Origin of the sequence: Micromonospora sp. B11E3 (genome assembly GCF_039871625.1) — a bacterium.
Lineage (GTDB): Bacteria > Actinomycetota > Actinomycetes > Mycobacteriales > Micromonosporaceae > Micromonospora.
Map to the genome: position 1 here is coordinate 89,765 of NZ_JBDPMC010000020.1, position 9,178 is coordinate 98,942.

Consider the following 9,178-nt stretch of genomic DNA (forward strand, 5'->3'; position numbering starts at 1 on the left):
GCGTGGATGAGACCGCGAGGGGCGGCTGGAGTGCTGGTTCGCATGCCCGCGAGCAGGCCTGATGGCCTGGTGTCCCGACGGACCGCGCGCTGCCGGATGTTCGGTTAACCGCGCGACCGGGGCCTGGGCCGCCGTTCGTGGTGCCGGCGGGGTGGAAGGCCCAGGTGGCACAGCTCACCCCGTGCCCGTGTCCGCGCAAGGAGATGGTGGTACCGCACCGGGCCTGCACGCACTGCGGGCTCTACAAGGGACGTCAGGTGGTGGACCAGCCGTGACCGGGCGCCCTGCCGGTGACCGTGCTCTCCGGCTCGGGGTGCGTGCACCGCCCAGCTGGCGGAGGAGATCTGCACGTCGATGACGGGATAGGTGTTGCCGTCGGTCCACTCGATCGTCTGGTCGCTCGTGGCCGTGGAGCGGGTGAGGAAGGCGAAGTCGGCGGCGCGGTCGCGGTAGACGACGGGCTTGTAGCTGGGGTGGATGTCGGGCTTCATACCGGTTTTCCTTCGGTGTCGGTGTCGGTGTCGGTGTCGGTCGGGTCGAGGTCGGCGAGGGGGAAGCAGCCGGTGAACGGATCGTCGTAATCGCGCCAGGTGCCCTCGCCGTCGGCGAGTTCGGCGTCGGTGAGCAGGCAGCCGGCGAGGGTGCGGTGCAGGCCGCCGGGGTCGAGGTCGAGGCCGATGAAGACGAGGTGCTGGTGCCGGTCGCCGTAGTAGGGGTCCCAGTCGAGGGCGGCGGCGAGCCGGCGGTGGTCGGACGCCTCGTCCCAGTGCCGGTCGGGGAGGGCGGCCAGCCAGCGGCCGAGGGAGCCGAGGCTGAGGCCGCCGCCGGCGAAGTCCCAGGCGATGACGGTGTCCGGTTGGCTGGCCAGCCACAGGTGCCCCCGGGAGCGGATCACCTCGGCGTTGACCTCCTCGAGGACGTCGTGCAGCCGTCGTGGGTGGAAGGGGCGGCGGGCGCGGAAGACCACGGACACCACTCCGCAGTCGGGGTGTGGATCGTGCAGGCCGAGGCTGTAGCCCTCCAACCCGCGGGTCAGGACGCCAGGGGTCTCGGGGCGGTGCCGACTGGTGCCGCGCAGCTGGCGGGTCAGCGCGCTGGCGTCGATGACCTCACCGTCGATCCGCACCTGGGTCGCCCATGGCGCCATGCGCCCCAGCAGCACCGACAGCCGGCTGGTGTCGTACGCGCCCTCCCGCGACTGTCCCCACAGCACGAGGGTGTCGGCGTACTCGATCTGGCGGATGATGACGTCGGCGAGGCCGCGGTCGTCGTTGTCGGCGGCGTGGATGCCGAGGGCCTTGAGGTCGTCGGTGCTGGCCAGTCCGTCGAGCAGGTGCTCGGTGTCGACGACGGTGACGTACGAGTCGACGTGCAGCAGGTCGGTGATCGGCGCGCCGTCGACCAGGCAGTGCGCGCAGACCGCGGCGACGGCTTCCGGCTCGACCACCTCCGGCAGCATCAGCACCAGGTCCCGGCGTGGGTGGGCGCGTGCCAGCCGGGCAAGGGTCGGCAGTACGTCCTCGCGCAGGGTGCAGGAGACACAGCCGTGCGCGAGCGTGATGCGCTCGTCCTCGAGTATTCCCTCGCGGTCGCGCACGATGCGGTGGACGGTGCCGGCCCCTAGGCCGGCGAGGTCGTGGCGGATCAGCAGCAGCGACGGGTCTACCGCGAGCAGGCTGCGGGCCACGGCGTACGTGGCGGACGGCCAGAAGCCACTGAGCACGGTCAACGACGGTCGGGCGTCGGACGCCGGAACTCCGGCGTTGGCCGGTGCGAGCGGGGACGTCGACATCACGGTCCTCTCGACTTAGTTGAAAACGATTGTCATTATAGGCACGTGGTCGACGGCGGGCGGCAGGCAAGGTTCTCTAGCAGGAAAGTGCCGGGGTTCCGGTGACGTCGGTGGCTGTTGGTGATCTGCCCGTGGCGTCGGGAATGGCCTCGGCTCGCCGGCGTCGGCCGAGGTCGTTCGGGGCCCCGGGTGGAGGCTGCCGATCAGCCACGGTAAGAATGAAAACCGTTATCGTTAAGGCAAGCCTTGAGGAGTACTTGTGTCCCGTCGCTGTGATGTCACCGGCGCGAAGCCGAGCTTCGGCAACGCCGTGTCCCACTCCCACCGGCGCACCCGCCGCCGGTGGAGCCCCAACCTGCAGAACCACCGCTACTGGCTGCCCTCGGAGCGACGCTGGGTCCGCCTGACGCTGACCGCCAAGGCGCTGAAGACCGTGGACCGCAAGGGCGTCGAAAAGGTCGTCGCGGAGCTGCGCGCCCAGGGGGTGACGGTCTGATGGCCCGGCAGACCGACGTCCGCCCGATCGTCCGGCTGCGCAGCACCGCCGGCACCGGCTACACGTACGTCACCCGCAAGAACCGCCGCAACGACCCCGACCGGCTGGTGCTGCGCAAGTACGACCCGGTCGTCCGCCGGCACGTCGAGTTCCGGGAGGCGCGCTGACATGGCCCGCAGGAGCCTCGCCAACCGACAGGCCCGCCGCGCCGACCTGGTCACTCGCCACGCGCAGCGCCGCGCCGAGCTGAAGCGGACCATCGCCCACCCGGACACCGACCCGGCGGTGCGGGACGACGCCGTCCGCCAACTGGCGCGGCTGCCCCGCGACTCCAGCCCGGTGCGGCTACGCAACCGCGACGTCATCGACGGTCGACCGCGAGGTGTGCTGACCCGCTTCGGATTGTCGCGGGTGCGGTTCCGGGAGATGGCGCTGCGGGGCGAACTGCCGGGGATCCGCAAGGCCTCCTGGTGACAACGCCAACCACCGCGCTGAGCGCCCGCGCCGCTGTCGGCGCGGGCGCTCGTCCTTCCCGACAGCGGAGGCAACTGGAGCGGATGCGTCAGCAGGGGGACTGGTGAGTCCGGTTGAACAACCCGACGCGGCGTGGCTCCTCTCCGGGCCAGGCGAGGAGCCACGCCGCACCGACAGTTCGTCCGCGTCGGGCCCGTCGACGCCGGGCACGCTCACCTGCAGTGCTTGAGCACGTCCAGGACGAGAGAGACGGCGGGGACGCTGGTGAGCGCGTATTGCATCCGGCCCTGCTGGCGGTAGCGGCGTACGAGGCGGGCGTGGCGCAGGTGCCGAAGCTGGTGCGACACGTGCGGGGCGGGTAGCTGCAGTACGCCCGAAAGTTCGGTGACGCAGGCGTCGGCTCGCGTGAGCTGCAGCAGGATGCGGATGCGCGCCGGGTGGGCGATGGTGCGTAGCAGCTCGCTGATCTCCTCGATCGAGGCGGGTTCGGCGGTCACGTCGCGCTGAGGAAGATCGTGCGGAACCCGTCGCGCAGGCGGTGCGCCGCCAGCGACACGAGCAGGACGGCGGCGGCGGCCAGCGAGATGCTGCCACCGGCAGCAACATCCCACAGCCGGGAGAACCACAGTCCCGCGACCGCGCTGCCGGCACCGAGTGTGGCGGCGAGAGCGGTCATGGGGGCGAGACGGTCGGTCCAGGCGCGGGCGGCCGCGGCGGGGGCGACGATCAGCGCCAGGGCGAGGATGGTGCCGACGGCAGGCACGATCGCGACGACGACGAGGTCGACCAGCAGCAGGAGAGCGAGGTCGAGCAGCCGGACGCGGTACCCGGCGGCGCGGGCGCCGGCGGGATCAAAACCGACGTACAGCAGGTGCCGGCCGCCGACGGTGAGCGCGACCGCGGTGATGGCCAGCAGGGCGGCGGTCACGACCAGGTTTTCGGTGGTGACGGTGAGGATCGAGCCGACGAGGAACGCGGACAGGTCCCGGCTGAAACCGTTCTGGGTGGCGACCAGCGCGACGCCGAGCGCGAAGCCGGCGGAGAGGATGACCCCGGTCGCGGCGGTGGTCTCTTGGCCGCGGGTACGTGCCAGGGCGGCGACGGCGGCGGCGGTCAGCAGCCCGGCGACCACGCCGCCGAGGTAGATGTTGATGCCGAGGATGGAGGCGGCGACCACGCCGGGAAACGTGGCGTGGGCCATGGTCATGGTGAAGAACGACAGCCGGCGCAGCACGACGTGCACGCCGACCAGTCCGGTGAGCATCCCGACGGCGACGGCTTCGACCAGGGCGCGGCCGAAGGTGTCCTGAAGTAGCCAGCTCACCGGGTCACCGTCGCAGTGGGTGGGGTCGGCGGGCGGCGGAGGTGGCCGGCGAGCAGGGCGAGCAGGTAGCAGGCCACGAGGGTGAGCACCACCGCGGCGGCGGAGGTGAGTCGGACGCCGTATCGGACGGAGGCGGTCCAGCTGGCCAGCAGGCCCAGGTAGGCGGCAAGACCGGTGACGGCGGTGGCGATCACGGCCATGGCGGTGAGCCGGTCGGTCAGCAGGCGCGCGGTGGCGGCGGGCACGATGAGCAGGGCGATCACCAGGATGGTGCCGACGGCCTGCACGGCGGCGACGACGACCAGCGCGACGGCCGTGTTGAGCCCGAGATCCAGCAGGGTGAGGCGGTACCCGGCGGTGGCGGCGGCGATGGGGTCGAAGGCCCGCAGGACCAGCGGCCGGGCGGTGACGGCGAGGCCGGTGAGCACGATCGCGGCCAGCACGGCGGTCTGCGCGAGCTGGGCGGGGGTGACGGTGAGCAGCCGGCCGAACAGGAACGCGGTCAGGTCGCTGGTGTAGGAGTGTTGCCGGGATACGAGCACGACGCCGAGGGAGAACATGGCGGTCAGCAGCACGGCCACGGTGGTGTCGTCGCTGAGCCGACCCCAGCGGGTGAGCCCGGTGAGCGCGACCGCGGTCAGCAGGGCGGCGACGAGCGCGCCGCCGGCGATGCCGGTCCAGCCGGCGACGAGGAATCCGAGGACCACGCCGGGGAAGACGGTGTGGGTCAGCGCGTCGGCGACGAAGGCCAGCCGGCGCAGGAAGACCAGCACGCTGACCGGCCCGCACACCACGGCGAGCAGGAGCAGTTCGGCGAGGGCGCGGCCCATGAACGGCACGCTGAACGGCGCGACGAGACCACTCATGCCGTCACCGTCCGGGCCGCGCGGCGTGCAGGTCGGCGGCCTGGCTGCCGTAGCCGTAGGCGCCGGGAAGCTCCGCGAGGACCTGTTCGGTGGGGCCGGTGACGGCGCGGCCGCCGCGGATGAGGCAGGCGGTGTCGGCGAGGTCGCGGGCCAGGCGCAGGTCGTGGGTGCTGAGCAGAACGGCGGTGCCGCCGGCGGCGAGGTCCCGCAGTTGCGTCACGATGACGTCCTGGCTGGTGACGTCGAGACCGTTGAAGGGTTCGTCCATCAGCATCAGCCGGGCCTGGGCGGCGATGGCGCGGGCGAGCAGGACCCGTTGGCGTTGGCCTCCGGACAGCAGCCCGAAGCGGGTCCGCGCGCGGTCGGCCAGCCCGACCCGCTCCAGCGCGTCTGCGGCGATGGCACGGTCGGTCGCGCGGATCTGCCGTAGCCAGCGGGCGGGCCGGTAGCGGCCCATGAGCACGACGTCGGCGGCGGTGACGGGGAAGTCCGCGTCGAGGGTGTCGACCTGCGGCACGTAGGCGGCCGCGCCGCGGGCCTGCCGCGCTGGTCGTCCGGCGACGGTGATCGTGCCGGCGAGGATGTCGGCGAGGCCGACGACGGCCTTGATGAGGGTGGACTTGCCGGCGCCGTTGGCACCGACGAGGGCGACGATCTGGCCGGGCGCCACCGTGAGATTCACGTCGGTGAGGACGGCGTGGCGCCGGTAGCCGACGTCGGCCTGCGCGAGGTGCAGGGCCGAATCGGCTACCGGCGCGGCGGTGGGATCAGCCACCGAGGGCTGCCACGATGGTGTCGGTGTTGTGTTCCTCGGCACCGAGGTAGGTGCCCTGGGGGGTGCCTTCGGGGCCGAGGCTGTCGCCGTAGAGGGCGTCCTCCCCGCCGACCACCTTCACGCCTGCCTGGCGGGCGATCGCCTCGGCGGCCTTGGGCGGTAGGGAACTCTCGCTGAAGATCGCCTTGGTGCCGGTGGCCTTGATCTTCGCCACCAGGTCGTTGATCTGGGTGGCGGACAGTTCGGCGCTGGTGTCCAGGCTGGGGATCACCGCGCCGATGAATTGCAGCTGGTAGCGGTCGATGTAGTAGCCGAACGCGTCGTGGTTGGTGACCAGCTTGCGGTTGTCCGCTGGCAGGGCGGCGAATTTGCGCTCGTTGTCGGCGTCGAGCTTGTCGAGCTTCGCCGCGTACGCCTGGAAGTTCGCGCGGTAGACGTCGGCGTGGCCGGGGTCGGCGGTGACGAGGGCCTTCGTGATGTTCTCCGCCATGATTTTGGCGTGGCGGGGGTTGTGCCAGATGTGCGGGTCGCCGTCCTTCGTCTCTTCGTCGCCGGGGTCGCCCCTGCGCAGGGCCACTCCCTGTGAGGTGTCGACGACAGCGCCCTTGAAGCCGGCCGAGGAGATGGTGGCGTCGAGCCATTCCTCGAGTCCGACGCCGTTCTTGATGACGAGTTTGGCGGCCCCGATCGCCTGGATGTCGGCGGGGGTGGGCTCGTAGTCGTGGGGGTCGACGTTCGGCTTGATGATCTGGGTGACGCTGACGGCGCTTCCGCCGACGTTGCGCGTGAAGTCGGCGACCTCAGGCGTCGTGGCGACCACCGCGATAGTGCCGTTCTTCGCCGCGGTCGCGGTGCCAGTGTCAGCACCGCAGCCGGCGGCGGCGCCGATCGCCGCGATCGCCAGGACTGCGCCGAGCATACGAATGGATAGGGTCACAACCGCTCCTTGCTCATTGGTTTAGCGGAACGGTAGTCATTTGCAATAACCGCGTCTAGCTGTCAGGTGTTCATATCAACACCCGTGCAACGATCGTCGGCCCACCCTCGTATACGGGCCCAGAACGAGCACCTCACGGAGTGTTCGAAGCGGGGCGATGCCCGTCCCCGTGGGGGGCCGGGGACGGGCATCGACCTCGCGCGGTCAGTTCACGGAGCCGATGGACACCGCCCCGCGGCCCACGACCGCGCCTTCGTCGGTGACCAGGTTCAGCTCACCGAACAGCTGCCGACCGGCGGCCGGTGCGGCGTTGACCGTGACGGTGCCGGTGACGGTGGCGCTGGCGCCGTTGGCCAGGGAGACGACCGTGCCCGGGGCGGCGACCTCACCGAGGGCGGGGGAGTAGAACACGTCCCGGTAGTCAAACTCGGTGGTGCCCGCCGGCACGGCGTACCCGTCGACCTGCACCGTGTAGGTGCCGGGCTCCGGGTTCGGTATGGACACCGCCTCCTCGGAGTCGCCGTCGGCGGACTGGCCGACCTGGACCCCGTCACGCAGCACGGTCAGGTCCAGGTCCGCGCCGAGGTCGCTGGTGTTGCCGATGGCCACATCCAGCCGGGTCGCACCAGCTGGCACCTCGACGGTGTAGGTCTTGCGCTGACCGTTGCCGATGGTCTCCCGGGAGGATGCGGAGCTGCCCAGCGGCCCGCCCTGGCCGGTGATCGCCACCGGGCCGAAGGTGTTGGTGACCGTCCAGGTGACCGGGGTGGACTCGCCGGCGATCACGCTCGGCAGGGTCACGACCGCCGGTTCCACGGTCACCCCCTGTACCCGGGTGGTGAGCTGGAACGGGTTGTTCAGCGCCGGGGAGGTGCGCCGGGCTTCCACCCTTGTAGGGGCGCATCACCGGGTTGTCGGTGAAGTCACCGTCCTGGTCGGAGTCCACGCGGATGTCGTGGCTGGCCGGGTCGTAGAGGATGCCGAAACTGTCGCTCGTGTCGCCGTCGCGGTTGACATCGCCGCCGGGCTCGCTGCCTGCCGTGATGCTCTCGTTGAAGACGTTGAAGCGCCACGTGCCGGCCGGGACGGCCCACTGCCGGCCGGCGGCGGTGAAGGTGGGTCCGTTCACCTGCGTGCGCATGGCCCGCCAGGTCAGGTCACCTTCCAGCAGCGGGTCGGTGGCGGTGACCCAGTCGACGATCTTTCGCTCGCCGGTGGTGGTGGTCTGCAACGCGGGGTTGTCCAGGTCGACGCCGGAGTCCATGATGCCGATCGTCACGCCCCGGCCGTCCCAGGTGGGGTGGGCCTCTCTGAACGCCACCGCCCCGGTCTCCCCGGTCGGCATGTACGGGTTGTCCGCCGGGGTCGACCCGCCGGGGCCGGGCGGCGCGGCCTGCGCGGCGACCCGCGCGCCGGGCAGTGACTCCGGGCGCGGGTCGGGCAGCTTGATCGACTCGTTGAGGTCGATCGCGGCGATACCTGGCAGCTTGGCGGTCTTGACCACCTTGTCGGTCGGGACCTGCGCCAGCACGTAGCCGACCTGGTCGACCCGGTGGGTGACCGTGCCGCCGAGCTTGCGGATCTCGGCGGTGACCTCGTCGGCCTTGCCCTTGTCGGTGGCGATGATGACCGTGACCGCCGGCTTGTGCTGCGCCCGCGCGTCGGCGAGCAGTTCGGCGTCCTGGTTGCCGAGGGTGTCGGCAGGCGACTCCTTGGGCGCCTCGGGCGCTGGGGCCGGCGTGGCCGCTGGTTCCGCGGTCGCCGCGCTCGCGCCGGTCAGTGCGACGGCGCCGGCCGCGACTGTGGACGCGAGCAGGGCGGCGAAACTCCGCCTGCCCCACGGGGGTGACAACTGTTGGCGTGTCGATGATCGTTAGCAACAGATAGCGATGTATGGTTTCGTCGTGAACGTGAAGGAATGGGCGGCGGCGACCGGCGTCTCATACGTGACCGCGCGGCGGCGGTACGCGGCCGGCGCGCTGCCCGTTCCCACGTGCCGGCTCGGTCGTCTCATCATGGTCGGTGAACCGCTGACCGGCGCGGCATCCGACGCCGGGAAGACCGTGGTGTATGCCCGCGTCTCGTCAGCCGGCCAGAAGTCGGACCTGGACCGGCAGGTCGCCCGGGTTGCGGTCTGGGCCACTGGCCGGCGCCTGGCCGTGGATCAGGTCGTGACTGAGGTTGGGTCAGCGCTGAACGGGCAGCGGAAGGAGTTCCTCGCGCTGCTGCGTGACCCTGCCGTGACGACGATCGTGGTCGAGCATCGAGACCGGTGTGCCCGCTTCGGCGCCGAGTACGTCGAAGCCGCGCTGGCTGCGCAGGGCCGCCGACTGCTGGTTGCCGATCCGGCTGAGGTCGACGACGATCTCGTGCGCGATGTGACCGAGATCGTGACCTCGTTGTGCGCGCGCCTGTACGGACGGGGTGCCGCTGCCAGCCGTGCGCGCCGCGCCGTTGAAGCCGTCACCGGGGACGACCCGACGTGAAGACGATCCAGGCGTACCGGTTCGCCCT

The 9,178-nt window shown here is 71.2% G+C and carries 11 protein-coding genes and 2 pseudogenes; 5 read left to right on the forward strand and 8 right to left on the reverse strand.

Annotation, left to right across the window (positions count from 1 at the left end):
- Nucleotides 1-89: 89 nt before the first annotated feature.
- Complete coding sequence (rpmF, locus tag ABGB16_RS13520; protein ID WP_347668378.1) at nucleotides 90-275, forward strand: 50S ribosomal protein L32; 186 nt, start codon at nucleotides 90-92, stop codon at nucleotides 273-275.
- Nucleotides 276-329: 54 nt separating this feature from the next.
- Here the strand turns inward: rpmF and ABGB16_RS13525 are convergent.
- A pseudogene (locus ABGB16_RS13525) lies at nucleotides 330-491 on the reverse strand (50S ribosomal protein L31); the annotation flags it as partial.
- A complete protein-coding gene (locus ABGB16_RS13530; protein WP_347668368.1) occupies nucleotides 488-1,795 on the reverse strand; it encodes a GTP-binding protein in 1,308 nt (435 codons plus the stop codon). The gene ABGB16_RS13530 and the pseudogene ABGB16_RS13525, both read right to left, overlap by 4 nt.
- Nucleotides 1,796-2,051: 256 nt before the next feature.
- Here ABGB16_RS13530 and rpmB point away from each other — a divergent pair, with 256 nt between their 5' ends.
- The 3 genes from rpmB to rpsN are packed head-to-tail and all read left to right on the forward strand — an operon-like array spanning nucleotide 2,052 to nucleotide 2,762.
- The gene (gene rpmB, locus ABGB16_RS13535) at nucleotides 2,052-2,288 is read left to right on the forward strand and encodes a 50S ribosomal protein L28 (RefSeq protein ID WP_347668369.1); all 237 of its coding nucleotides are present in this window, start codon (nucleotides 2,052-2,054) and stop codon (nucleotides 2,286-2,288) included.
- Nucleotides 2,288-2,455 carry a 50S ribosomal protein L33 gene (gene rpmG / locus ABGB16_RS13540; RefSeq protein WP_013287204.1) on the forward strand — a complete coding sequence of 56 codons (168 nt, stop codon included), beginning with the start codon at nucleotides 2,288-2,290 and terminating at the stop codon, nucleotides 2,453-2,455. Before rpmB ends, rpmG begins: the two co-directional genes overlap by 1 nt.
- A gap of 1 nt (nucleotide 2,456) precedes the next feature.
- Nucleotides 2,457-2,762 carry a 30S ribosomal protein S14 gene (gene rpsN, locus ABGB16_RS13545; protein ID WP_347668370.1) on the forward strand — a complete coding sequence of 102 codons (306 nt, stop codon included), beginning with the start codon at nucleotides 2,457-2,459 and terminating at the stop codon, nucleotides 2,760-2,762.
- Nucleotides 2,763-2,974: 212 nt separating this feature from the next.
- Here rpsN and ABGB16_RS13550 read toward each other — a convergent pair whose 3' ends face one another.
- From ABGB16_RS13550 to ABGB16_RS13575, 6 genes and pseudogenes are all read right to left on the reverse strand, one after another.
- Nucleotides 2,975-3,259: a metalloregulator ArsR/SmtB family transcription factor gene (locus tag ABGB16_RS13550; protein WP_347668371.1), complete on the reverse strand. Its 285-nt coding sequence runs from the start codon at nucleotides 3,257-3,259 to the stop codon at nucleotides 2,975-2,977.
- A complete protein-coding gene (locus ABGB16_RS13555; RefSeq protein ID WP_347668372.1) occupies nucleotides 3,256-4,086 on the reverse strand; it encodes a metal ABC transporter permease in 831 nt (276 codons plus the stop codon). Before ABGB16_RS13555 ends, ABGB16_RS13550 begins: the two co-directional genes overlap by 4 nt.
- Nucleotides 4,083-4,952 carry a metal ABC transporter permease gene (locus ABGB16_RS13560; RefSeq protein ID WP_347668373.1) on the reverse strand — a complete coding sequence of 290 codons (870 nt, stop codon included), beginning with the start codon at nucleotides 4,950-4,952 and terminating at the stop codon, nucleotides 4,083-4,085. The genes ABGB16_RS13555 and ABGB16_RS13560 overlap by 4 nt, the downstream gene beginning before the upstream one ends.
- 4 nt (nucleotides 4,953-4,956) lie before the next feature.
- Nucleotides 4,957-5,727, reverse strand: coding sequence for an ABC transporter ATP-binding protein (locus tag ABGB16_RS13565; protein WP_347668374.1), 771 nt, complete (start codon nucleotides 5,725-5,727; stop codon nucleotides 4,957-4,959).
- Nucleotides 5,720-6,664: a metal ABC transporter substrate-binding protein gene (locus ABGB16_RS13570; protein ID WP_347668375.1), complete on the reverse strand. Its 945-nt coding sequence runs from the start codon at nucleotides 6,662-6,664 to the stop codon at nucleotides 5,720-5,722. The genes ABGB16_RS13565 and ABGB16_RS13570 overlap by 8 nt, the downstream gene beginning before the upstream one ends.
- 204 nt (nucleotides 6,665-6,868) lie before the next feature.
- A pseudogene (locus ABGB16_RS13575) lies at nucleotides 6,869-8,516 on the reverse strand (S8 family serine peptidase).
- A 52-nt stretch (nucleotides 8,517-8,568) separates the two neighbouring features.
- Here ABGB16_RS13575 and ABGB16_RS13580 point away from each other — a divergent pair.
- Nucleotides 8,569-9,150: an IS607 family transposase gene (locus ABGB16_RS13580; protein ID WP_347668376.1), complete on the forward strand. Its 582-nt coding sequence runs from the start codon at nucleotides 8,569-8,571 to the stop codon at nucleotides 9,148-9,150.
- The last annotated feature ends 28 nt before the right edge of the window (nucleotides 9,151-9,178 follow it).

Excerpts from the sequence above, each read along its gene's own strand:
- rpmG (WP_013287204.1), top strand. The coding sequence starts at position 2,288 with ATGGCCCGGCAGACCGACGTCCGCCCGATCGTCCGGCTGCGCAGCACC.
- rpsN (WP_347668370.1), top strand. The coding sequence starts at position 2,457 with ATGGCCCGCAGGAGCCTCGCCAACCGACAGGCCCGCCGCGCCGACCTG.
- ABGB16_RS13560 (WP_347668373.1), bottom strand. The coding sequence starts at position 4,952 with ATGAGTGGTCTCGTCGCGCCGTTCAGCGTGCCGTTCATGGGCCGCGCC.